Source organism: Streptomyces sp. NPDC040410 (genome assembly GCF_055595715.1).
The window spans coordinates 81,888-104,010 of the sequence record NZ_JBVIVK010000005.1 but is presented as its reverse complement, the minus strand read 5'-3'; the positions used below and the strand labels follow the sequence as shown (position 1 = coordinate 104,010).

The following is a 22,123-nucleotide window of genomic DNA, read 5'->3' as shown; positions in this document are numbered from 1 at the left end:
CGGCGGGAAGCGTACGCAACGACGGAGAGGTGCCGGTGAGCATCCAACTGATGGTGGTGGCCGCCTACTTGCCGAAGGAGGTGATCAACCAGACGCAAAAGCAGGTCCTCATGAAGATCGCAGACTCGGCCGATGACCAGACGCGGCTTGCCCGGCCGGGCCTGGAGCGCATGATGGCCTGGGCCGGCGTGGGGGAGAAGCGGGTCATCACGGTCGTCACGGAGCTGGTCGGGCTCGGTCTGGTCGAGCGGGTCACCATCGGCCGGGTCGGCCTCCGGGCCGAGTACCGGGTGTTCCCCTACGGCGTGCCTCCCATCCCTTCGACGGAGGAGCTGATCGAGCGCCGCCGTGCGGCGCAGCGTGCCCCGAAGAACCCCCGACTGGCACGGAAGGCGGGGCGCCGGAAGCCGTCGGCGGCGGCTCGCACGCAAGAGGACGTTGCGGCGAGGAGAGAGGCGAGCACTGTCGCCGACGCCGCTTCGGAGGCAGGGTTGCCCCAGGGGAACCCTGGATCCGCTCCGGGCAGGGTTGCCGCAGGGGAACCCAGTGGGTTGCCCCAGGGAAACCGAGCGGGTTCCCCCGGGGAAACCCCTTCTCTTCCTCCTTCTTCCTCTTCTCTTCCTAACCCCCCTACCCCCACGGCTGGCGCCGCAGGGGAGCCGAGGGCCGGGCACGGAGCGCAACAGCAGGCGGGCTGCCCGAAGCATGCCGAGCCGGTGAGGAACTGCCGGGGGTGCGGCACGAATCCGCGTGCCGGGCGTGAGGAGGCACGGCGCGAGGCTGCCGACCGCGAGCACCGCAGCCAGCGGGACTGGCTACAGGACTTCTTCGCCGAGCAGGAGCGGCGTGTGGCGGAGACGGACCCGCAGGCACTGGAGATGGCCCGCCAGCGTGTGCGCGACCTGGCCCGTATGGGGCGGGAGAAGGGCGCCAACGCCCGTAGGAACCAAGCGCGTTCACGAGATCGACAACATTGACGCCCCGGTATCTGCCATTAAGATATAAGTAAGAGTTCGGAAGTGGCCGAACTCGCCAACCTCTTGGAGGCCATCTGTGACTGTCCAACTCGCCCCGGCTCCCGACGCCTACGTCGTCGTGGCCGAAGTAATCCACGGCCCCCACTGCGCCCCGCGCCTCGGCGGCCACCTGTACTGCTCGATCGAGTGCGCCGAGGTCGGCGTGCGCGAGCTCGTGGACGACCTGAGCAGGGAGGAGGGCGGCAGCGGCTTCGTCCTGCCCCACCAGGGGCGCCCGATCGGCTGCGTCGTCACGCGCGGCGCCCGGATGTGGTCCGTGCAGGTCCTCGCCCGCAGCGAACTGATCACTGCCTGACATTCGCGCCACCTGAAATAGGTGGCATTTTTCAATGGCGGGCGCACTTACTGTGCGCCCGCCGCACACACCCCTCTTGGAGACCACATGACCGCCCTCGCGGCACTGCCCGACCACAACCGTCTCAACGACCCGCTGTGGCTCAACCTGTTCCACGGCTACCGCCACGTCATCGCCCCGCTGCGCCACAACGGCTGGGTCACCGACATCGAGATCTGCGGCGGCGAGTACCACGTCCGCGCCGACCTCGGAGACGGCACCGAGCTGATCATCGCCTCGGAGCACTCCCTTCCCGTCGACCCGGCCGAAGTGACCGGCTGGAGCGTCCTGCGGCAGAACATCGAGACCCCGTCCCGGCACAGCGTGATCTACGACTCCACCCCGGACTGCGCACAGGCGCACCACGGCAACAGCCTCATCCCGATGTTCGTCCGCATCGACGAGATCGACGTCCCCAAGACCACGAAGCGGCTGATGCTCTCGGGGACCTACAGCGCGCCGTACGGGGCCAACCACAACCAGACCGCGGGCAGCGAAGCGCCGGGCACGGCTGTTGCCCGCTACTTCGAGTGGAAGCGGCACCTGGTCACCCAGGACGGCTACCGGCAGGTGTGGGAGCGCCCCGAGCCGGACGGCTACCCGATGTCCCTCTTCGAGCGCGTTGGCCATGTCGTCGTCGCCCGCATCACGCTTGTCGACGACACCGCACCCCTCGCGGTGTCCCCGGCCCCGCGCATCGATGACTGACCGGCCGCGCCGCGCACCGCGCCCCTTACGGAGCGCCGAGCGGTGATCTGGCTGCTGATCGTGTGCGCCCTCGGCCTGGGGGCCTTCACGGCCCTCGGCATCGAGGACAGCCGCCACCACCGCGCGCTACGCGCCTTCGACCAGTCCTGACCACGGGCCGCCCGGCCTCACCGGGCCGGGCGGCCCCACCTCTTGGAGACCCACGCCCGTGCCCCGATCTATCCACCTGCTCTGCGGAGCGGGAGGAGACGGCCAAGGTCTGCTCGAAGCCGGGTTCGAGCCGATCCTCGGCATCAACCACTGGCAGACCGCGATCGACACCTTCGAGCTCAACCATCCGAAGGCAGCGGCGCGTTGCGCCGATATCCAGAACTACCCCATGCGCTGGCTCCCGAAGGCCCTGGTGCTGTGGGCCTCGGTCATCTGCACCGAGCTCAGCCCCGCCGGCGGGAAGAAGCGCGCACCCAACCCGACGCAGGAAGCCCTGTTCGAGGAAGAGGAGCAGTGGCGCGAACTGCCGCCCGAAGCCTTCGAGAAGACGAGGGTGACGGCCTGGTGCGTCCTGCGCGCTGCCGAGGCCAAGCGGTTCCCCTGCGTCGTGGTCGAGAACGTCACCGAGTTCATCACCGACTGGATCCTGTTCCCCGAGTGGATCAGGGCGATGAAGAAGCTCGGCTACCGCGTCCAGATCGTCTCCGTCTCCTCTGCCCACGTCGGCTCCGAGACCAATCCCTATGCCGCTCAGTGGCGCGATCGCATCTACGTGGTGTTCACACTCGAAGGCGTACGCCGTCCCGACCTGGCGCCACGCCCCCTCGCGTACTGCGTCGAGTGCGGACGGGACGTCAAGGCCCGCCAGAGCTGGTTCGACGCGAAGGTCCGCGTCGGCAAGTACCAGCAGGAATACAACTACCGCTGCCCCAACACCCGGTGCGGGCGCGCCGTGGTCGAGCCGTACGTCCGTCCCGCCTCCGACATCATCCTGTGGGACGACATCGGCAGTCGGATCGGTGACCGCACCAAGCCGCTCGCGCCCACCACGATGCAGCGCATCGGGAAGGGCCTGGCCAAGTTCGCGTATTCGCCCAGCGTCATCACCCTCACCCATGGCCAGGACGGCACCGACCGGGCCTTCGACCCCAGGGTCCGGCCGATGCCGACCCGTACGGCCAAGCTCGGTGAGGCGCTGCTGGTGCCGGTCGGCGGCTCCTGGAACGACACCGCCGCGACGGTCGACGCCCCGATGCGCACCCGCCTGACCCGCGAGAGCGAGGCCCTGGTCACCGTCGACCCGGCGCCGTTCATCGTCGAGTACCGCAACAACTGCGACGCCGCGCCGATCGACAACCCGCTCTCCACGCTCGCCACCGCCCGCCACCACGGCCTGGTGGTGCCCGACGGGATCGGCGGCGACCGGGCGCGCAACACCCTCGTCATCCCCTACCGCAAGGGCAACACCGTGAAGACCGCGGCTGAGCCCCTGCACACGCTGTCCACCCGCGACTCGGCGGCGATCGTGCGCAGCGCCCCGGCCATCGAGGACTGCTACTTCCGCATGCTCCAGCCCCGCGAGCAGCTGAGCGCGCAGCGGTTCCCCGAGACGTACGAGGTCGTCGGCACCAAGGCCGCCCAGACCGAACAGGCCGGCAACGCCGTGTCGGTGAACGTCGCCCACTGGCTCGGCGAGCGCCTCAAGCGCGTCCTGGCCTGACCCCACCCCGAAGAAGAGAGAGGACACCCCTGCCATGACACCGGCAGCACACGACCAGCTGGCCATCCTCGCCGCACAGCGCGAGGAACTGGAGGCCCACGCCCACCGAATCGAGCAGGCGCACTGCATCGCCGTACTCGACCACATCACCGCGAAGATCCGCGCCGCCTGCCCCGACGCGGTCTACGCGAACTTCGCCTACTACGGCTCGCGCACCCTCGACCTGCACGGCGTGCTGGGCGAGCAACCCAGCCCGCTGGGCACCTGCCCGGAACTGTGGTCCAACCGCGAGGGCACCGACGAGCCCGACGAGCATCCCCTGGACTACATCGCGGACCAGATCGAATCCGACCTGCAGACCGCGCTCGCGCCCTACGCCTCCCCGGCATGGGCGTCGGTCCACCGCAACTCGGCCAGCGACGGAAACTCGTGGCTTCTGGAGCTGCCCCCGCCCGACCGCGCCGCCAGCGTGGCCGAGCTGGTCCGCGAGCACCACCCGGAGGCCACCGCGATCGTGGTCGACGGCCGCGCCGGCGGGCGGATCATCGAGGTCCTCGAAGGCGTCGCCGACGACGGCACACCGCTGCGCAGCCCGCGCCCGCGGTGGTCGTCCACCTGCGACACCGCGCTGACCCGGCTGCTGGGCCAGATACTCGCCCTTCCCGCCCTGGCCGACCGGCACCTGATGCCGCTGCCCGGCGACTACATCCACCCGCACGCCATCAGCACCAGCGACCAGGTGCACCTGATGCCGCTGCCGCCGACCGCCTAACGCACGGGAGGAGGAGCAGATGAGCGGCAACGGGTGGGCTGTTGAGGCCCCTTGCGCAGGGGACACCCGCTTCACGTCCAAGGCGACGGTGCACCTCGCTCCGACGACGCCGCGCGTCCTGTCCCTCCTGGCCATCTGCCAGGACTGCCCCCTTCGGTCGCAGTGCATCGATCTCGTCCTGCCGAGGACATGCCGGTTCGACGGCGTGTGCGGCGGGCGGTTCTGGCGCAACGGGATGGTCCTCGCGACCTGCGAAGGCGCCCGGCCCGCCGAACTGCGTGAGAGCAGACGGCGGCGCCCGATCCGGCACGGCACCGAAGCCGGTGCCCGAGCCCACAACCGGCGCGGGGAACGTGCCTGCGACCGGTGCCGGGAAGCCGGACGGCTCGCCCAACAGGTCCGCCGGGCCCGCAAGCGCGCCGCCAACCCCTGATCACCACCCCTACAACTCCTGCGGAGAAAGACCATGTTCACCATCAAGGCCACCCGCCTGGCGGCCATCCTCGACCAGGCCGCCCCGCACCGCCGCGCGGCGGACAACGACAGCCACGACCTCGACGTCCTCATCCTCGACAGCACCCCCCGCCACCTGCACGCCATCGGGCGCAGCGAGCGGACCCTGGCCGTCGCCCGCACTGCGGTCGCGGGAGACGAATGGACCGCACGCCTGGGCTACGACGACGCCGCAGCCCTGCGCGGCTGGCTCGACTCGTCCGACACCGTCACCGTCGAACACATCACGGCCAGCGGCCACCAGCAGCTCAGGTTCACCGAAGGCCCCGCACAGATCACGGTCCCCGCAGCCTCCCAGACCGCCCGGCTGCTGCCCTGGCGCACCGGGCTGCGCCTCGTGCTCGACGCCCGCGAATACGCCTCGGTCTCCGGCCGCCCCGTGCAGCTCAGCGCCGACGACCTCGCCCTGTGGCAGAGCGCGGCAGAGACCGGTGAGGCGATCGAGTTCCGCTCCCTGGGGGCCATCGGCACCCTCGTGACGGCCGGGCCCGATTTCCTCGGCCTCCAGATCCCGCACCGCTCGGATGGTCCCGTGCCGGACGACGGGTGGGCCTCGTCGCTGCGTACCCGCCTGTTCCTCCACAACGGCTTCCTCCTCGAGGTGGGGGGACGGTACGTGGACGCCACGGGCACGGAGTGGGTGGTGACCGCCCGGCCGCGCCCCGGCGAGGAGCCGCAGATGGTCACCGCCGACTACGCGGCCGTCGTCCTGCCGATCTCCGCGGTGCTCGCGGTCGGGGAGTTCCTCGTCCAGATTCCCCGCTGACCCGAGATAGGTGCCATTCGTGAATTACGCAAGGAGTGCCCGCGCTCCGGCAGACGACCAGGACACGGACCCCGGCTTCGGACTGAGGCCGCTGCCCGCAGCGTGGCGCGCTCACCCCTCAACTCCCGCGACTCAAACAGCGATCCGAGAGGAACCAACCATGAACAAGGCCCAGCTCATCAACGTCGTGGCCCAGGCCACCGGCAACCGCGCACAGGCGACGCTCGCCGTGGAGACCGCGCTGGATGCCATGGTCCGCGCCGTCACCGCCGGTGAGGTCGTCTCCGTCACCGGCTTCGGCAGCCTCACGCCCGAGGAGCGCCCGGCCCGCACCCGGCGCAACCCGCAGACGGGGGAGCCCATCGAGGTCGGCCCGAGCCGGGCCGTGAAGTTCCGGCCCGGCGCCCGGTTCAAGGACCTCGTCGCAGGCCGCCGGGCGATGCCGGAGTCCGGCAACTGCATCCAGAAGGACCCCAAGACCACCAAGGCCGCCCGCCCGTAACCGCCGCACAGCGGGGCTGCCCCGGCGCGCGCCGGGGCGGCCCCGCCGAAGGAGTTCGACAGATGAACGACCGATCCGTAGGTGTCGAGATCGATGCCACCGCGAAGTGGCTGGAGAACCACGGCGCGCAGGGCGCTGCCCACTTGCTGAGGCGCGTCGCCCGTCAGCGGGACGAAGCCGTACTTCAGCTCGGCCTGCCCTCCGGCCGCCCCGCCTCCTCGGCTGAAGCGGTCGCGCGTACCGCTCCCCAGGACCTGGACGCTGCGGCGGAGGCCGGGATGCTGCGCACCGAAGTGGCGCGCCTGCAGGCCCTGGCCGAGCGTGCCGGCTGGGTGGACGAGGGAGACGCCAAGCGCCTGTGGCGCTGGCGTGATGGCTGGTGGGAGCTGGGCTACCGGCTGAGGAATCCCCGCGACGGCTACCACGACACCGGCTGGTATCTGTGGGGCCCGGCAGGGAGCTACGACGGCGAGTGGGTCCACCGGCGCAAGGTTGTGGCTACGGCCGAAGCTGACCGGCTCATCACCAAGCACCGTGCGGCAACCGGCGAGGGTGGCCGATGAGCGCCCAGATCGAACTGGTCAGCGCACAAGCCGTGCGCGGCCCCGAGCCGGTTCCCGACCTCTCCCGCGCCGACCGCATCGTCATCAGCAACAGCGGCGGCAAGGACAGCATCGTCGCGATGGACGAGGCCGTACGCCTGGCTGACGAGGCCGGGGTCCGTGACCGCATCGTCGTCCTGCACATCGACCTCGGCCGCACCCCGCGCGGCCACACCGTGGAGTGGCCCGGGACGCTGGACCTGGCGCGCCGCCAGGCGGCCCACTACAGCCTTCCGTTCGAGGTCCGCCGCATGGCGAAGTGGCCGTCCCTGTTCCACCGCATCCGGGCACGCGGCCAGTTCCCGCACCTCGCGACCCGGTTCTGCACCTCGGAGAAAAGGGGCGTGGCACACCGGTTCATGACCGAGCAGGTGAACGCCCTCGGGATCTCGGGCCGTCCCGCGCGGATCGTGCACGTCATGGGGTTCAGGGCGGAGGAGTCCCGCGCCCGCGCCCGGCATCCCGCCGTCGAAGCCGACCACCGGGCCAGCAACGGGCGGCGCACCGTGACCCAGTGGTACCCGGTGCTGCGCTGGAGCACCGCCGAGGTGTGGCAGCGCATCCGGGACCGCGGGCTGCCCTACCACTGGGCGTACGACGCCGGCATGTCGCGGCTCTCGTGCAGCCTGTGCGTGCTCGCCTCCGTCCCGGACCTGACGTGCGCGGCCGGGCTCCGCCCCGAACTGGCGCGCGAGTACGCCGACCTGGAGGAGGAGATGGGCGTCCCGTTCCGGCGCGAGCTGTCGATGGCCGACGTCATCCGGCGGACGGGCGGTGCCGCTTGACCGCCGAGCTCCAGAGCGCCCCGGTGACCCTGCCCAGCGTCCAGGACGCCGGGCAGTGGCAGCCCCGCGTCGTCGGCCTCGACCTCTCGCTCACCTCGACGGGTATCGCCGGAACGAACTGGGCGTTCGCCTACCGGCCCGGCCGCCGCCGCAGCCACGAACGGCTGGACTGGCTGGTGTCGGCCGTGGCGCTGAGCGTGCAGGACGGCGCGGACCTGGTGGTGGTCGAGGGTGCGGCGTACGCCCAGGGCGGGCAGGCCGGGCACCACGAGTTGGCCGGACTGTGGTGGCTGGTCACGCAGTACCTGTGGCGTCACCGCATCCCGTACGCCGTCGTGACCCCGCACGGGCGCACGATCTACGCGACCGGCCGGGCCAACCCCGCCCAGGAGTGGCCGAAGAAGGACCGCTCCCGGGTCGCGAAGGGGATGGTGCGCTCGGTGGCCGTCGAGCGGTACGGCGTCGAGTGCGAAGGGCCGGGCCGCTACGACCAGGCCGACGCCACGATCCTCGCGGCGATGGGCCTGGACTGGCTCGGCTACCCGACGGTGCCCGTGCCCGACTCGCACCGCCGTGCGCTGGAGGCCGTCCGCTGGCCCGACCTCATTCCCGTCGCCGCGAATTAGAGGAAATGGGAATTCGGAATTGAAAGGGAATTCCGGTGCAAAACTTGAGTTCTGGGTATTTGCCATTAAGATATAAGTAAGGGAATCGGGGCAAGACACCCGAACCTCACACCACGACAGCGCGCGCCCCCGGCCTCACCGCCGGGGGCGCACCCATGCGCGCACGTTCCTCTTGGAGACCCAAATGACCGACTACTCGCCCGGAGTCCTCGAACTCGCCAAACAGATAGGACTCGAACCCCACCACGTCGCCGAGGCCCTGCGCGTGGCACACCGCTCCTTCAACCACGTCCAGGCCACCACCGGCATGACCGTCGAGCAGTTCCGCCGCATGTTCACCCACGACCGGCACTCCATCGCCATCGTCGCCAACATCGCGATGCGCCGCGCCGGACGCCGTGACGACGCCCTGCTCCTCATGGACATCTTCAAGGCCAGCGTCGGCAGGACCCCGCACCAGGCACCCATCCACACCGGCATCGGCGCAGTGCCAGAGCACCACGACGACCCGCGCGTCCAGGACGCCGTGCGCATCCTCACCTCCGCCGGCCTCCCGCCCATCCACACCGACGGCATCCACGAACTGCGCCCCGGCTTCCAGGTCCTGCCCGACGACACCGGCGAACTGCCCGGCTTCGTGTTCATCGCCCCCGACCCCGACGCCAAGGCCCGCACCGGCTTCGCGGGCGGAGACCTCGGCTACCTCGCCGTCATGCGCTGGGCCGGATGGGGCGTCATCACCGAACGCCTCCCCGGCGGCCTGTACGCCGCCTGCCACCCCGACCACCAGCACAACCCCTTCCCCACCCGCCCGACCTCCTGACCCCGCCCGTGCCCGGCCGCGGCGCGGCCGGGCACGGCCTTCCCGAAAGGCCCCAGCCCATGAAACTCCCCGTGGACGACGCCACCTTGAAGTCCTGGTCCGCGCTCCTCGCCCTCACCGAGGCGCAGACCACCGCAACCCTGGCCGACATCGAAGACACCCTGCGCGTCGGCTTCGAGCACCGCCCCGAAGAGCTGCGCCACCTCAGCTTCGACGAGCTCACCAGCGACATGGACGCCGACGAAGCGGCCCTGATGTTCCTCATCAGCGGCCTGCGCCAGGCCGGACACCACCAAGCCGCCTTCGCGATCGAGGTCCGCGGCCTCGCCGCCACCCTCACCACCCTCCAGCAGACCGGCTGACCCACACCCCACACAGCACCACCGCCGCCCCGGCCGCGCACCCCGCGCACCGGGGCGGCCCCATGCGCGCCCGCAGAAAGGAATCCGCAGCCATGTCCGACGACTTCATGCCCCGCGCCGCGACCCAGGCCACCGAACGGCCCGCACCGTCGTGGGCGAAGAAGCCCCCGCCCAAGTCCAAGGCCACCACCGGCAAGATCACCGCCCGCCGCTACTTCGCTCCGCGCGACCCCCACGACCACGCCCGCAAGATCGCGGAGAACGTCCTCGAAGCCTGGTACCAGAGCTTCGGCGGCAGCAGCATCGACGTCCCCCTCGGCACCGTCGCCGCGCTCTGCCTGGTGCGCAACAAGCCCGGCCTGGCCGACTGGATTCTCAACCTCACGCCCGAACAACTCCCGCAGCTGTTCAAGGAGATCTACCTCGGCCACTGGATCAACCGCCCCGACCTCATCAACCGCGCGATACGACTGCACGACTGGGCCTGGAACCCCGACCCCGACAAACAGCAGCTCCGCGCCGTCCACGCCGTCACCCGCGCCGCCATCAATACCGGCCTACTCGACCTCACCGGATACGACGACCCCTGGCAACGCTCCGAGGCCGACGTCCTCAGCCCCCTGCTCACCGGCCTCCGGCACAAGAGCGACAAGAAGTGGCGCGGCGAGTACCACACGCCGGCGTGCATCACCGACCTGATGGCCAACATGACCGTCGACAAGGACTTCGCGAAGCCGGGCATGTCCTTCCGCGAACCCGCCGTCGGCTCCGGCACGATGTTCCGCTCCGTCGCCCAGCGCCTGCGCGACCTCGGCCTCAACCCCCACGACTTCCACTGGTACGGCAACGATATCGACGCGTTGTCCGCCGGGTGCGCAGCCGTCAACGCGATCGTCTGGGACCTCGGCCCGCGCTGCCTCATTGGCTGCGCCGACTCCCTGGCCCCCGAGGACGACTACGCCAAGACCCGCACCGAAGCCAAAGAAGCCTTCGAGCAACGCGACCGCTACGTGGACACCGCGCAAACCATCGTCGCTTGGCGCCGGGCCTTCGCTCTCCTCGACGAAGTCGAGACCGCAGTCGCGTGACCGAGCCCAACGACTTCACCCGGCCCGGCACTACCCCCACCGCCCGCCGCCGACGCCCGTCCTTCGCCGGGCCCCGCGACGAGATCAACGTGCCGCCACTCGACCAGTTCGCCCCCAACCTCGACCCGCCCTGGCTCAAGGAGGAGACCGACACCCCCGACCGCAAAGCCGCCTACCTCCACCCCGACGGCCACCGCCTCGGCCTTCGCGTCCAGCCCGGCGGCCTCGCCATCCAGACCTGGATCACCGCAGGCCCCGACCTGCCGCCGATCCCCGACGGCGCAACCGCCGCCGAGCAGGCCGAAGCGCAAGCCGCCCGCGACGCCCGACTCCAACCCGGCCGCACCTGGCACGCCGTCCTCAACACACGTACCAGCAAGGCCCTCGCCACCGATCTCGGCGCCCTCGTACGCGAGCGGCTGCTCCCCGCCCTGACGAACAAGCCACGCGGCATCGCCGCCCCGCCCCCACCTGCCCGCATCGGGCAGACCCCACAGAAAGAAGAGACCCAGACGTGAGCACCGACAACACGATCCAGGTGACCAGCCTGGGCAACCTCGCCCAGATCCTGCCGTACCTCCTGGGCCACTACCCCGACGACAGCATCGCCTTCCACGCCCCAGGCCCGAACTTCCACGACGGCCCGACCATGACGAGCCCCCTGCCCGACGACCCCGCCGAATGGCAGCAGGCCGTCAAGGCAGCCGCCTGCACCTTCGTCCACCACGCCCACGCCCAGGGACACAACCCCGACCAGGGCGTGATCATCTACCTGTGCCGCGAGCCGCGCCCTGGCCAGACCCCCTGGGACACCGCCGCGCTCCTGGAACCCCTCGCAGCCCAGCTCACCGACACGCTGCACGAGCATCGCGCCACCGTTCTCCAAACGCTCGGACTCGTCGCCAACCGCTGGTGGGCGTTCGAGTGCCCCAAGGAAGGATGCTGCGAGGGCGAAACGCTGCCCTCGGCAGACGACCCCACCAGCATCACCGCGCAGATGGCCCGCCTCGGCCGCACTCCGGGCCCCCGCACCCGCGACATCGTCAAGGAGTTCCAGCCCGCCGTCGACCGCGACTTCCTCAAAGTCCTCGACGCCATGGCCGTCAGCTTCAACAAGCAGTGCAAGACCCAGCTCGGCCAGGACACCGCGCTCGCCACCACGCAGGAGCACATCGACACCGCGATGCGCCGATTCCAAGAGGGAGACACCGAGCTCGGTCGCGGGCTCACCGCGCGACTCATCGTCGGCCTGCAAGACGACGGAGCCGTGGAAGGCGGCATGGCCTTCGCGGAAGACGACGACCTCCCTCATGCCCGACGGCTGTGGGCCTACCTCGCACGCCACTGCGACACCCCGTTCACCAGCGAAGCAGTCCCAATCCTCACTCTGCTGGCGTTCGTCGCCTGGCGCCAAGACGACCTCATCACCGCCCGCCTCGCGCTCCGCCAGGCCATCACCACCGACCCCGACTACGAGCTGGCCACCGGCATCCACCTCGCGACCATCGACGGTGAGGACTCCCGAGAGTGGCTCGCCGTCGCACGCCAAGCCCGAACCGAACGCCTCGCCGGCATCTAGCAGCCCGAGGCCACCCACCACGACGGAATACGGACGCCACCAGTGAACATCCCGATACCCCCACTCAGCATCGGCGGCCCCGCCCAGATCGCCGAACTCCTGCCGTTCCTCCTCAACCACCGGCCCGAGGACAGCATCATCGTGCACAGCCACACCGGCGTGGACTTCTTCGACGGCCCCACCATGACCGTCCAACTCCTCGAAGACCCGGCAACCTGGACCGACGTGGCCGACGCCTTCGCCCACCACTTCATCGACGTCATGCGGCAGCGCGGACACATCCTGAACACGATCACCATCTACCTCTGCCGCGACCCTCGCCCCGGACAGACCGCCGAGTACATCGCCGCCCAGCTCCGCCCGGCCGCCGACCGCATCGCCTGCACCCTCAAGGACTACGGGGTCCGGATCCACGAGATCATCGGCCTCGTCAACGACCGCTGGTGGGCCTACCAATGCCCCCGCCCCCACTGCTGCGAAGGCCAACCGCTCCCCGCACTGGACGCCCCCGACAGCCTCACCGCCGGACTCATCCGCCTCGGCATCACACCGGGACGACGCACGAGCGAGATCGCCAGCGAGTTCCGCCCCATCACAACGAACGCGACGCGCTACCGCGAAGCACTGGACGCCGTAGCCGCCGACCTCCACGAACAGACCCAGACATGCCTGGGCCAGAGCCTCGCACGAGAAGGCACCGCCAGAATCCTCAACGGCGCCCTCAAGGACACCCGAAACGGCAACGTCCGCCTGGACGACGAGGTCGCCGCCAGGATCATCGTCGGCCTGCAAGACACCAAGGCCTGCGACCAAGCCATCCTCACCCACAGCGAAGACGACGACCTCCCTCACGCACGCAGCCTGTACTCCTACCTCGCCCGACGCTGCGTACCCCCGCACACCGACAAGGCACCACCGCTGCTCACCCTCCTCGGATGGATCGCCTGGCGCCAAGGCGACAAGATCACCGCCCGCATCGCGTTCAAAGACGCGCTCACCACCGACAACGGCAACCGCATGGCCAAAGTCCTCCACGCCGCGCTCAACAACGGGACGGACCCGCAGGAACTGATGAAGGTCAACCGCGAAGTCAACGCCGAATCCCTCACGGACGACGAGACCGACACCACGCCCTGACCGCCCCGGTGGGCCCGGCCCACAGCCGGGGCCACCCCGCCCCGAAAGCCTCGACCAATGAGCACACCGCCCGAACCCGTCGGCGCCGTCGCCCGCCACACCGCCTACCTGCCCCAGTTCTGGGACAAGGCCAAGAACTCCCGCCCCATCTGGCGCATCGACTGGGGGCACCCCGGATTCACCCACCGCACCCCGCCCGAGCCGACCGCCAGCCACCAGCCCACCGCTCTCGTCCGCTCCTGGGAGCAACCAGCGCCCGACGGCTCCGGCGAGACCTGGCCCTACCTCCACCGCGGAGCCTGCCTCGGATGCGCCTGGGAGGGTCCCGACCGTCGCCGTACGGACGAGGCCGTCGAGGACGCCCACGACCACAGCCACCGCGGCTGGCGTGAGCTGACTGCGGTACCCGAACGCGGAGGCCGGCACTGGCTCACCCACGTCCAGCACCTCTACCCGGACGGCTGGTTCGACCGCGGCGGCCCCATCCGCACAGTCCGCACGGGAATCGATAAGCGGCATAAGCCCGGCGCAGCACCTGGAGGCGGCTACGACCTGGCCGTCCAGCCACCGAATGCGACCGCCTCGGTGATAGCGATTGCCGACGCACTGCCGTTCCCCGACCTCGGACGTACGGAGACGGCGTGAACGGAGGAATCCGCGCTACGCTGAATTACCGGCTGACCTGCAAGAAGCCGCTCCGCTCCACCCCCGGGCACAGGGGGCGAGAGCCCGCTTCGCCGGTAAGGCAATCCGCTGCGTGTGAGTTCAATTCCTCGACTGCCCGTACTGCGCGACCTGCGTAGATGCGGCCAAGCACCCCGATGCGCTGCCAGGGGGAGAGCCCTCGGAGGGCTACCAGGGGACAGTCAGGGGACGGAAGGACCCGGAAGGATCAGGAAGGTCGGCGCGCGGCTAGAACGGTTGCAGGTCGCTGACCAGCGAATATGGGAAGATCGGGGCAAGATCCGGGAGCGATCGGAAGATCCGAAAAGGACTCATAATCCGTCGGCCGTGGGTTCGAGTCCCACCCGCCCCACCTGTGCAGGCCTCTGACCTGCGGAAACGTTCCTCGCGAGGTGTTGGAGCGTCAACTTTCGCTGAACGGACTGAATCCGCTGCTCGCGAGTTCGGAGCGGGGTGAGGATCTTGCTCCCTCGCTGGGTAGACCTCGCGCTGACCTGCGGGAATGCTGACGAGCGGAGCTTGATCCGACGAGCCGGCAACATCTCCGCGACCTCATTTTCATGATCGTGGGGACGTGTTGGGGACGCGGGGTTTCAGTGGGGTCCGTCGGCCCCGTCCGCAGGCTCTTTGTTCCGCGCCCGGAAGGCCTCCGGCCGGGGCTGCCTACCGGATTCGACCACAGCTTCGAGGAGCCTGATCGCACCGGCACCAGGACGTGAGGGGCTGGTGCGTGCGGACGGAAACTGCCCGAACTGAAACGGCCCAGGTGTTCCGATGAGTGGCTCGACCGCGGGGCCGCCGTCGCTCACGCTGTGATGCGGTCCCCCAGAGGCGTGGCGCGCCGACGCCGGTGGCGAGGGTGCCCCGCAGGATCCGGAGCGCGGTTTCGGGTAGGAACGGTTGGAGGCGGACGCCGAGGTAGCCGGGAGTTCTCGACTTCGGTGGTCGTGGTCAGCGAGCCATCGACGAAGGGGGTGCGGGTCTTGATCTTGTCGCGGAACGGGCGGACGGACTCGACGCCCTTGCTGGCTGGGTCTTTCGAGGGCCCAGTCGAGGTACTACTTGCCGGGGAAGATCGGGCAGGCGTCGCCGCAGCCCATGGTGATCACGTAGTCGGACGTCTGGACAGCCTCGGTGGTGAGGATCTTCGGCTTGGCGTCGGCGATGTCGACGCCGACTTCCTTCATGGCCTCGACCGCGGCCGGGTTGAGCTGGTCGCCCGGGATGGAGCCGGCGGAGCGGACCTCGATCCGGTCGCCCGCGAGGCGAGCGGGCTGGAGGACATCGGTTCTTCCTTCGTAGGTGATCGAGCGGATGGTGCTGGTGTTTGCAGAAAGGGAGGTTCAGGTGATCCGCATGGAGCTGAGCAGCCGTACGCGACCAACCAACTGAAGTGCTCCAACTGTGGAATGATCGTGAAGAAGGATCAGGTCTCTTGACCTCCCGACAGACTTCGACGCCGTACTCGGCGGACGGATGACAGGCACTCTCCAGATGGCGAGCAGGGTGACGGCGTCCATCAGGCGCCAGCGAGAGGAGGGGATGCACATGGCTGAATCGGACAATTGGTGCGACGCCCTGTACTTCCCATACGGCCGACGCAAACTGGGAGGGGTGCGCTGCCGCCTGGAGCCCGAGCATGGCGGAGATCATTGGTGCGAGGCCGAGGACGAAATGGACTCATAGCCCGAGTCCACGCCGATCAAAGCCCCAATCCCACCAAGCCGGGCGGCCACGTCGAAGATGAGTTGCCTGACTGAGGACGCCACCGAATCCAACATATCGGGAGACAGAGATGGACCGGGCAGAACTAAAGGCTGCAGTCGACGAGCTGATGCGCCAGTATCAGGACGGCGAGATCGACGGGGACACCTACTCGCGGGCGATGATGGAGTTGACCACCTCCGCGCAGGAAGGACGTCCCGGCCTCAATCGTTCATGACCGCTATCGGTTGATTTTGTGCCCGTGATGTCGCTTCTATCCTATCCGCCGAGCGTTGTCAGGTAGAGGTGCGCGTCGGCTGTCGCGCTGGTGGCGCCGGCTTCCACGGGGCTGGGGGTGCTGCGGGGGCCTCCTCTCGGCGCTGGTGGGGTGGTGGGGTCAGGTCGGGTGGGGCAGGGCCCACGGGCTGCGGAACGCGGTGACGATCTGCTCGGCTCAGGGCCAGCTTGCGGGGGTCTTCAGTCTTCGGCGGCGCTGGCCAAGCACGATCACGGCGCGCACGTGCAGGAAGCGGTAGTGCAGGGTCTTCGGAGTTTGGCCATGTCGCCTGTGCAGGTGAGGAATTGGTGCCAGCAGCGCAGGTCGGCTGCGATTGCGGTGCCAGTGAGGCCTGCCCGGTTGACGCGCATCCAGCGCGAGGGGAAGCGGTTGAGGCCCTCGGCCTTGCTGTCGCGGATCTCGGTTTCCACCCAGGCGTGGCTGCGGTGCCGACAGTCAAGCCAGGCGGCCTGGCCCACCGCGGCCACGATCTTTATGATCGCTTAGCAGTCCGCAGGCAGCGGCTGGTGCCCATCGCGTCCTCGCGGTGCGGGACCAGCAGCATCCCATCCGCCCCCGGCGCGGTCGCGACCCTCTTGAACTCCCCGACCATGGCTGGGTCGTCGGCCTGCCCGGCCCTCTGGGCGTCGGCGAACTGCCCGAACACCACATCCACTGCCTCCAGCCGCGCGACCTCCACGTCCAGGTCGGCGAGTTCCTTCCGCAGCCGCTCGGCACGGTCGGCCAGCACCAGTCGCCGCTGCATCACCCACGTCAACACGTCCACCACCAGGAGCTCCTTCCGTCCAACCCTGCTTCGGAGCGAAGGAGGCCACAGCGTCCCGGCGTCCTGATTCGCTCGAACCGGCCACAGGCAGACGATCTCTTGCTACCGATCACTCCCACGACCAGCCCGAAGGTGGAAGGCCAGGGCGCGGAACGGCGAAGACCCGGATCACTGCGCCGATGACGACGCCGGGCACGGTACCCGAGATGAGCAGGCGGGCCAGTGGTCCTCCCAGGCGCCCGGCTCGCCAGTAGCGCAGGAGGGTGCCGGGGCCGGCCCCGGACTTCGGCAGTACGTCGGAGTCACTCATTGCCGGTTGTCCGCCGTCCTGCCCGGCCTCGAAGGCGTACTCGTCGAGCAGGTCCAGCGGGCGATCTTCCAGTGGGTCACGTGGTACGGCGAAGAGGGCGGTGCCTGAGCCAACTGGCGGCAGATCTTGAGCGCAGGCAGACGCTCTCATGCTTACGGCCTACTCAGGGCTGCCGCATATGCCCTGGAGGGTAAAGCTGGCCGAGGAAGAGGGAACAGGCACGTTCACGGCCGTCGACGTCGAAGGGGGCGGTATGGCAGCCCTGGCTCGGATATCGCTGGAGGGCGGGAACTACATTCTGCTCGAGGACCCGGCGGCCGCGTTGGAGGGGCCGGTGAAGGCCGGTCGCATCGGCGATGCCATCCATGAGCTCCCGGGGACTTTGCAGGGGGCTCTGGAGCCGATCACGGAGGCGGCCTGTGCCGCACTCGACCAACTGCGCAAGGCCCGACCGGCGGAGATCACAGTCGAGTTCGGTATTGACCTCGCCGCCGAAGTCGGCGCGGTGATCACCAGAAGCCAGGCCGGCTGCCATCTGCGGGTGACCTTGGTGTGGAAGAAGAACGACACCGGTCAACCGCACACAGACGAAAATTTGGGCTGATCCGTGAACAGCGCCGATCATCAGCCAGGCGACAACACGGCGACGGAGCTGCCCGCTGCCGTGGCCCAGATCCTCGCACCTGACGGGAGGGTGGCTGGGGCGGGGTTCCTGGTCGCTGAGCGCCTCTTGGTCACCTGTGCGCACGTCGTGCAGGCAGCGGCAGCTGGTCCCGGGCAGACCGTGCAGCTGGCCTTCCCCCATCTGGAGGGTGGGCGCCAGGCAGAGGGACACGTCCTGAACGAACGATGGCGTGCTCCCGAGCAGGACGACCTTGCCGTTATCCGTCTGGATAGCACGTCGGCCGACATGTGGCCGTTGGCGCTGGGCTCCGCCGCAGGTTGCCGCGGCCACCAAGTGCGCTCCTTCGGCTTCCCCGCGCAAGCCCCACCACAGGGACACTTCGGCTTCGGGGTCGCCGGCGATCTACTGCCGGCTGCCAAGGGAGAGGGACCACACCTGCAGCTGACCGCAGCCAACGACCTCACTACCGGCTTCAGCGGTGCACCTGTCCTTGACGAGGTAACCGGTCTCGTCATTGGCATGCTCACCGAGATCGCCGCCCCGGACGCGTACGAACGGGGACAGGGCATCGCCTACGTCACTCCGACGCAGGTGCTCCGGGAAACCCTGCCGGAACTGGCGGTGCAGGATGTGTGCCCCTACCTGGGACTGGAGCCGTTCACCGCCGAACAAGCCCGCTGGTTCGAAGGCCGCAAGGATTCAGTCCGGCAGGTCGTTGCGAACCTGGCCCGTCAGCGGCGACTCACCTTGCTGCTCGGTCCATCTGGCTCGGGCAAGTCGTCCTTGATCCAAGCAGGAGTGCTGAGTGCGTTGGCGGCGGGCGCGTTGCCGGGCAGCGACCGGTGGCTTCCAGTCCTGGTAAGGCCGCGACAGGACCTGCTGAGGGAAATCGAGCGCGCCGGACTGCCCGAGGTCGCCACTTACGGGATCGCCGCAGCGGTCGGCCGCAAACTCGCGGCCGAACCCGCCTACGAGCGCATTCTGTTGATCATCGACCAGTTCGAGGAGTTTCTGACCGAGCCCGGCCAGCAGGACCGTCTGGCCGCCGCGGAGGCGATCACCACTGCGGTCGATTCGCCGGCCGAGCTCAGCGTGATCCTGGTCATGCGGGATGACTTCTACCCCCAGCTGGCCGCCTTGACCCCCAAGCTGCTGGAAGCCGCAATGCCCGGCCTCCTGAACGTGCCGGCCATTTTGAGCAAGCAGGACCTGCACGACATCATCACCCTGCCCGCCCATGATGTGGGACTGCAATTCCAACCTGGACTGCCGGAGCAGATTGTCACCGATGTCCTGGTCACTAACTCCGAGGCAGCCACAGGGCACCGAGCATCGGTAACCGTGCTGCCGTTGCTGGAACTGACACTCAGCCAGTTATGGGATAGGCGCCGCGACGGGTACCTCACCCATGAGGCCTACCGCCGCATCGGAGCGGTCAGCGGGAGCCTTACCAACTGGTGCGACACCGCCCTCAATGAACTGGCCCCCGAGCAAAGGCCTGTTGCGAGGATGATCTTGACTTCCCTAGTGCATCCGGCTGACCCAGTCCGTAACGTACCCGCGGTGCGGGCGCAGGTCCGTCTCGATGAGCTGTACGAACTGGCGACCGATCCCGATGACGCGAGCAGCGGCAAGACCGTCAACGACGTCGTCGCCGCCCTTGCGCACCAGCGCATTATCACCACCCAAACACTGAACGCCCCGGAACGCTCCGACGCCCCTGTCGGCCAACCGGTGGCCGAGCTGATTCACGACGCCCTTATCCGTGACTGGGGCACACTGCGCGAGTGGGTCAGCCAAGATCGCCGATTCCAAGGATGGCTCAACCGCACCCGCGATCGGTATGCCCGTTGGGTCGCAACATCCGACCCGGGAGACCTGCTCGGTGGGACAGCACTTGCAGAAGGCCTCGAATGGTCACGCAAGCGCCGCCTGCCATTCGACCTCACAGCCTTCCTCGCTGCCAGCAAGCAGCGCCAACAGGCGGTCATCCGGCGCAGTAGGCGTATCAATATCATCCTCGCCACCGTGCTGGCTCTCGCACTCGTTGCCGTAGCCGGAGCGTTGTGGCAGTGGCGGACAGCCGAAGCCGAACGACAAGCTAGTTTGTCCCGGCAACTTGCTGCGGAATCAAACACGCTCATCGACAAAAACCCTGATCTGGCATCACTGCTGGCCATCCATGCGTACCGCACGAGCCATACTCCCGAAGCCGTTGCGAGTCTGCGGGACGCCGCAACCCTCCCGCTGCACCGGCGTCTGGTCGGCCACAAAGGCGAAATCTTCTCTGTGGCCTACAGCCCTGACGGGCGCACCCTCGCCACCGCCAGCACTGACAACACGGTACGGCTGTGGGACGTGACAACGGGTAAGACCCGCACCGTCCTCACCGGACACAAGGATGCTGTGTGGTCGGTGGCGTTCAGCCCTGACGGGAGCACCCTCGCCACCGGCAGCACTGACAACACGGCCCGGTTGTGGGACGTGGCGACGGGCAAGACCCGCAGCATCCTCACTGGTCACGCCAATTGGGTCAACTGGGTCACTTTCAGCCCTGACGGGCGCACCCTCGCCACCGCCAGCAAGGACCGCACGGCCCGGTTGTGGGACGTGGCCACTGGCAAGATCCGCACCATCATCACTGGCCACGCCGACTGGGTGTACTCGGTGGCGTTCAGCTCTGACGGGCGCACTCTCGCCACCGCCAGTAGGGACCGCACGGCCCGATTGTGGGACCCGAAGACGGGCAAGACTCGATCCACCCTCGCCGGCCACACGGATGCTGTTTGGGCCGTGAAGTTCAGTCCAGACGGTCGCACACTCGCCACCGGCAGCTCTGATCGGACAGCCCGGTTGTGGGACGTGGCCACTGGCAAGGGCCGTAAAACGCTCGTCGGCCACACCGATCAGGCGTGGGCGGTCGCCTTCAGCCCTGACGGGCGCACTCTTGCCACTGGCAGCGCCGACCAAACCGCCCGGTTGTGGGATGTGGCCACTGGCAATGCCCGAGCCACCTTTACCGGCCACACGGGCGCGGTAGAGGCCGTGGCGTTCAGCCCTGACGGGCGCACCCTTGCTACCGCCAGCGATGACCGAACCGCGTGGCTGTGGAATGCAACCACCGGCAGGACCGGTGCCACACTCACAGGCCACACCGGTCCGGTGGGGTCAGTGGCGTTCAGCCCTGACGGGCGCACCCTCGCCAGCGCCAGCGATGACCGCACGGCCCGATTGTGGGACCCGAAGACGGGCAAGACTCGATCCACCCTCACCGGCCATACGGATGCGGTTTGGGCCGTGCAGTTTGCGCCGGACGGACACACACTCGCCACAGCCAGCTCTGACAAGACAGTGCGGTTGTGGGACGTGGCCACTGGGGAGACGCGATCTAGGCTCACAGGCCACACTGCTGGAGTGACCTCAGTGGCGTTCAGCCCCGACGGACGCACCCTCGCCACCTGTGCCAATGACGAGACGGTACGGCTGTGGGACCTCTCCACCGGTCACGTCCGCACCACGCTTGTTGTAAGCCATGGGGCGGGCTTCTCGGCGACTTCCGTCGCCTTCAGTCCAGACGGACGCATCCTCGCCATCGGCAGCTCTGACAACACCGTGCTATTGAGGGACGCGGTAACTGGGAAACCCCGATCCACGCTGACGGGCCACACGGACGCAGTGAACTCGGTGGCATTCAGTCCAGACGGACATACTCTTGCCACCGCTAGCTCTGACAAGACCGCACGGTTGTGGGACGTTGCCACTGGGAAGATCCGATCCACCCTCACAGGCCACGCGGACGCCGTGACCTCGGTAGCGTTCAGCCCAGAGGGACGCACACTCGCCACCGGCAGTAAAGACCGCACGGCACGGCTGTGGGACGTAACCACAGGCAGGGCCCTCACCACCTTCACTGGCCATGCAGACTGGGTGTGGTCTGTCGCCTTCAGCCCCGACAAGCGCCTCCTCGCCACTGGCAGTTCCGACCAAACCGCACGGTTGTGGGACTCGGTCCTACCTGAGCCCGATGCCGCAATCCGCGCCATCTGCCGGAACGTAAACCGCGATCTGACTGCGGACGAACGAACGGCTTTTCTGCCAGGACAATCGGCTGGCAGGGCATGTCCGTCAGGCTGATCGCCATCTACTTTCCGTGCGGCTGCGCGAGCATCTGGAACTGCCCCGCAGTCGCTTGTGAGTGTCGGCGACCCCGAGACCGCCGAAATCCCTAGCCTGTCTGGTCGCCGAAGCTGGCGCAGGTGGCTTCTGGAGCCGCTGCGCGATGGAAGGGCAATCCGCTGCGGGTGGGTTCAGGACCGGTTTCCGAGCTGGCGGGATCGGCCTCAGGCCCCGTGAAGTCGTCCATTCTGGACCCGTTGGGGACGCGTTGGGGA

General features: G+C 68.7%; 22 protein-coding genes and 2 pseudogenes. 21 read left to right on the top strand and 3 right to left on the bottom strand.

All coding sequences use genetic code 11. The annotated features are described in order from the left end of the window. Positions 1-35: 35 nt before the first annotated feature. From ACZ562_RS12710 to ACZ562_RS12625, 18 genes are all read left to right on the top strand, one after another. Complete coding sequence (locus ACZ562_RS12710; RefSeq protein ID WP_471177138.1) at positions 36-977, top strand: helix-turn-helix domain-containing protein; 942 nt, start codon at positions 36-38, stop codon at positions 975-977. Between the two features lie 76 nt (positions 978-1,053). After that, positions 1,054-1,332, top strand: coding sequence for a hypothetical protein (locus tag ACZ562_RS12705; protein WP_471177135.1), 279 nt, complete (start codon positions 1,054-1,056; stop codon positions 1,330-1,332). An 87-nt stretch (positions 1,333-1,419) separates the two neighbouring features. Next, complete coding sequence (locus ACZ562_RS12700; RefSeq protein ID WP_471177133.1) at positions 1,420-2,079, top strand: hypothetical protein; 660 nt, start codon at positions 1,420-1,422, stop codon at positions 2,077-2,079. A gap of 208 nt (positions 2,080-2,287) precedes the next feature. Further along, positions 2,288-3,790: a DNA cytosine methyltransferase gene (locus tag ACZ562_RS12695; RefSeq protein WP_471177130.1), complete on the top strand. Its 1,503-nt coding sequence runs from the start codon at positions 2,288-2,290 to the stop codon at positions 3,788-3,790. A 34-nt stretch (positions 3,791-3,824) separates the two neighbouring features. Then, positions 3,825-4,562, top strand: coding sequence for a hypothetical protein (locus tag ACZ562_RS12690; protein WP_471177128.1), 738 nt, complete (start codon positions 3,825-3,827; stop codon positions 4,560-4,562). Positions 4,563-4,581: 19 nt separating this feature from the next. After that, positions 4,582-4,995 carry a hypothetical protein gene (locus tag ACZ562_RS12685; RefSeq protein ID WP_471177126.1) on the top strand — a complete coding sequence of 138 codons (414 nt, stop codon included), beginning with the start codon at positions 4,582-4,584 and terminating at the stop codon, positions 4,993-4,995. A gap of 33 nt (positions 4,996-5,028) precedes the next feature. Beyond that, a complete protein-coding gene (locus ACZ562_RS12680) occupies positions 5,029-5,841 on the top strand; it encodes a hypothetical protein (RefSeq protein ID WP_471177123.1) in 813 nt (270 codons plus the stop codon). A gap of 160 nt (positions 5,842-6,001) precedes the next feature. After that, entirely contained in the window at positions 6,002-6,343 is a 342-nt protein-coding gene (locus ACZ562_RS12675) for an HU family DNA-binding protein (protein WP_471177120.1), read from the top strand. Between the two features lie 62 nt (positions 6,344-6,405). Continuing rightward, entirely contained in the window at positions 6,406-6,906 is a 501-nt protein-coding gene (locus ACZ562_RS12670; RefSeq protein ID WP_471177117.1) for a hypothetical protein, read from the top strand. Continuing rightward, positions 6,903-7,730 carry a phosphoadenosine phosphosulfate reductase domain-containing protein gene (locus ACZ562_RS12665; RefSeq protein ID WP_471177114.1) on the top strand — a complete coding sequence of 276 codons (828 nt, stop codon included), beginning with the start codon at positions 6,903-6,905 and terminating at the stop codon, positions 7,728-7,730. The genes ACZ562_RS12670 and ACZ562_RS12665 overlap by 4 nt, the downstream gene beginning before the upstream one ends. Continuing rightward, positions 7,727-8,356, top strand: a complete 630-nt coding sequence (locus ACZ562_RS12660; RefSeq protein ID WP_471177112.1) for a hypothetical protein — start codon at positions 7,727-7,729, stop codon at positions 8,354-8,356. Before ACZ562_RS12665 ends, ACZ562_RS12660 begins: the two co-directional genes overlap by 4 nt. A 184-nt stretch (positions 8,357-8,540) precedes the next feature. After that, positions 8,541-9,179, top strand: a complete 639-nt coding sequence (locus ACZ562_RS12655) for a hypothetical protein (RefSeq protein WP_471177109.1) — start codon at positions 8,541-8,543, stop codon at positions 9,177-9,179. Positions 9,180-9,238: 59 nt separating this feature from the next. Beyond that, a complete protein-coding gene (locus ACZ562_RS12650; RefSeq protein WP_471177106.1) occupies positions 9,239-9,541 on the top strand; it encodes a hypothetical protein in 303 nt (100 codons plus the stop codon). 92 nt (positions 9,542-9,633) lie between these two features. Further along, positions 9,634-10,629, top strand: coding sequence for an N-6 DNA methylase (locus ACZ562_RS12645; RefSeq protein ID WP_471177104.1), 996 nt, complete (start codon positions 9,634-9,636; stop codon positions 10,627-10,629). Further along, the gene (locus tag ACZ562_RS12640; RefSeq protein WP_471177101.1) at positions 10,626-11,147 is read left to right on the top strand and encodes a hypothetical protein; all 522 of its coding nucleotides are present in this window, start codon (positions 10,626-10,628) and stop codon (positions 11,145-11,147) included. The genes ACZ562_RS12645 and ACZ562_RS12640 overlap by 4 nt, the downstream gene beginning before the upstream one ends. Beyond that, positions 11,144-12,208, top strand: a complete 1,065-nt coding sequence (locus ACZ562_RS12635; protein WP_471177099.1) for a DUF4192 domain-containing protein — start codon at positions 11,144-11,146, stop codon at positions 12,206-12,208. Before ACZ562_RS12640 ends, ACZ562_RS12635 begins: the two co-directional genes overlap by 4 nt. 42 nt (positions 12,209-12,250) lie before the next feature. Next, positions 12,251-13,345 carry a DUF4192 domain-containing protein gene (locus ACZ562_RS12630; protein ID WP_471177097.1) on the top strand — a complete coding sequence of 365 codons (1,095 nt, stop codon included), beginning with the start codon at positions 12,251-12,253 and terminating at the stop codon, positions 13,343-13,345. Positions 13,346-13,402: 57 nt separating this feature from the next. After that, positions 13,403-13,990, top strand: coding sequence for a DUF6349 family protein (locus tag ACZ562_RS12625; protein WP_471177094.1), 588 nt, complete (start codon positions 13,403-13,405; stop codon positions 13,988-13,990). Positions 13,991-15,005: 1,015 nt separating this feature from the next. Here ACZ562_RS12625 and ACZ562_RS12620 read toward each other — a convergent pair. Continuing rightward, positions 15,006-15,345: pseudogene (locus ACZ562_RS12620) on the bottom strand (arsenate reductase/protein-tyrosine-phosphatase family protein); the annotation flags it as partial. A 479-nt stretch (positions 15,346-15,824) separates the two neighbouring features. Between ACZ562_RS12620 and ACZ562_RS12615 the strand changes: the two are divergent. Further along, the gene (locus ACZ562_RS12615; protein WP_471177092.1) at positions 15,825-15,971 is read left to right on the top strand and encodes a hypothetical protein; all 147 of its coding nucleotides are present in this window, start codon (positions 15,825-15,827) and stop codon (positions 15,969-15,971) included. Between the two features lie 532 nt (positions 15,972-16,503). Here the strand turns inward: ACZ562_RS12615 and ACZ562_RS12610 are convergent. Together ACZ562_RS12610 and ACZ562_RS12605 are read right to left on the bottom strand one after the other, a co-directional pair. Continuing rightward, a complete protein-coding gene (locus tag ACZ562_RS12610; RefSeq protein WP_471177089.1) occupies positions 16,504-16,800 on the bottom strand; it encodes a hypothetical protein in 297 nt (98 codons plus the stop codon). Between the two features lie 118 nt (positions 16,801-16,918). Then, a pseudogene (locus ACZ562_RS12605) lies at positions 16,919-17,113 on the bottom strand (sulfite exporter TauE/SafE family protein); the annotation flags it as partial. Between the two features lie 142 nt (positions 17,114-17,255). Here ACZ562_RS12605 and ACZ562_RS12600 point away from each other — a divergent pair. Together ACZ562_RS12600 and ACZ562_RS12595 are read left to right on the top strand one after the other, a co-directional pair. Continuing rightward, positions 17,256-17,711 carry a CU044_2847 family protein gene (locus tag ACZ562_RS12600; protein ID WP_471177087.1) on the top strand — a complete coding sequence of 152 codons (456 nt, stop codon included), beginning with the start codon at positions 17,256-17,258 and terminating at the stop codon, positions 17,709-17,711. 3 nt (positions 17,712-17,714) lie between these two features. After that, positions 17,715-21,866 carry an nSTAND1 domain-containing NTPase gene (locus ACZ562_RS12595; RefSeq protein WP_471177084.1) on the top strand — a complete coding sequence of 1,384 codons (4,152 nt, stop codon included), beginning with the start codon at positions 17,715-17,717 and terminating at the stop codon, positions 21,864-21,866. The last annotated feature ends 257 nt before the right edge of the window (positions 21,867-22,123 follow it).

What these genes read in the sequence shown, in the direction of transcription:
- ACZ562_RS12700 (WP_471177133.1), top strand. Translation starts at nt 1,420, where the DNA reads ATGACCGCCCTCGCGGCACTGCCCGACCACAACCGTCTCAACGACCCG.
- ACZ562_RS12690 (WP_471177128.1), top strand. Translation starts at nt 3,825, where the DNA reads ATGACACCGGCAGCACACGACCAGCTGGCCATCCTCGCCGCACAGCGC.
- ACZ562_RS12685 (WP_471177126.1), top strand. Translation starts at nt 4,582, where the DNA reads ATGAGCGGCAACGGGTGGGCTGTTGAGGCCCCTTGCGCAGGGGACACC.
- ACZ562_RS12680 (WP_471177123.1), top strand. Translation starts at nt 5,029, where the DNA reads ATGTTCACCATCAAGGCCACCCGCCTGGCGGCCATCCTCGACCAGGCC.
- ACZ562_RS12675 (WP_471177120.1), top strand. Translation starts at nt 6,002, where the DNA reads ATGAACAAGGCCCAGCTCATCAACGTCGTGGCCCAGGCCACCGGCAAC.
- ACZ562_RS12670 (WP_471177117.1), top strand. Translation starts at nt 6,406, where the DNA reads ATGAACGACCGATCCGTAGGTGTCGAGATCGATGCCACCGCGAAGTGG.
- ACZ562_RS12665 (WP_471177114.1), top strand. Translation starts at nt 6,903, where the DNA reads ATGAGCGCCCAGATCGAACTGGTCAGCGCACAAGCCGTGCGCGGCCCC.
- ACZ562_RS12655 (WP_471177109.1), top strand. Translation starts at nt 8,541, where the DNA reads ATGACCGACTACTCGCCCGGAGTCCTCGAACTCGCCAAACAGATAGGA.
- ACZ562_RS12650 (WP_471177106.1), top strand. Translation starts at nt 9,239, where the DNA reads ATGAAACTCCCCGTGGACGACGCCACCTTGAAGTCCTGGTCCGCGCTC.
- ACZ562_RS12645 (WP_471177104.1), top strand. Translation starts at nt 9,634, where the DNA reads ATGTCCGACGACTTCATGCCCCGCGCCGCGACCCAGGCCACCGAACGG.
- ACZ562_RS12625 (WP_471177094.1), top strand. Translation starts at nt 13,403, where the DNA reads ATGAGCACACCGCCCGAACCCGTCGGCGCCGTCGCCCGCCACACCGCC.
- ACZ562_RS12615 (WP_471177092.1), top strand. Translation starts at nt 15,825, where the DNA reads ATGGACCGGGCAGAACTAAAGGCTGCAGTCGACGAGCTGATGCGCCAG.
- ACZ562_RS12600 (WP_471177087.1), top strand. Translation starts at nt 17,256, where the DNA reads ATGCTTACGGCCTACTCAGGGCTGCCGCATATGCCCTGGAGGGTAAAG.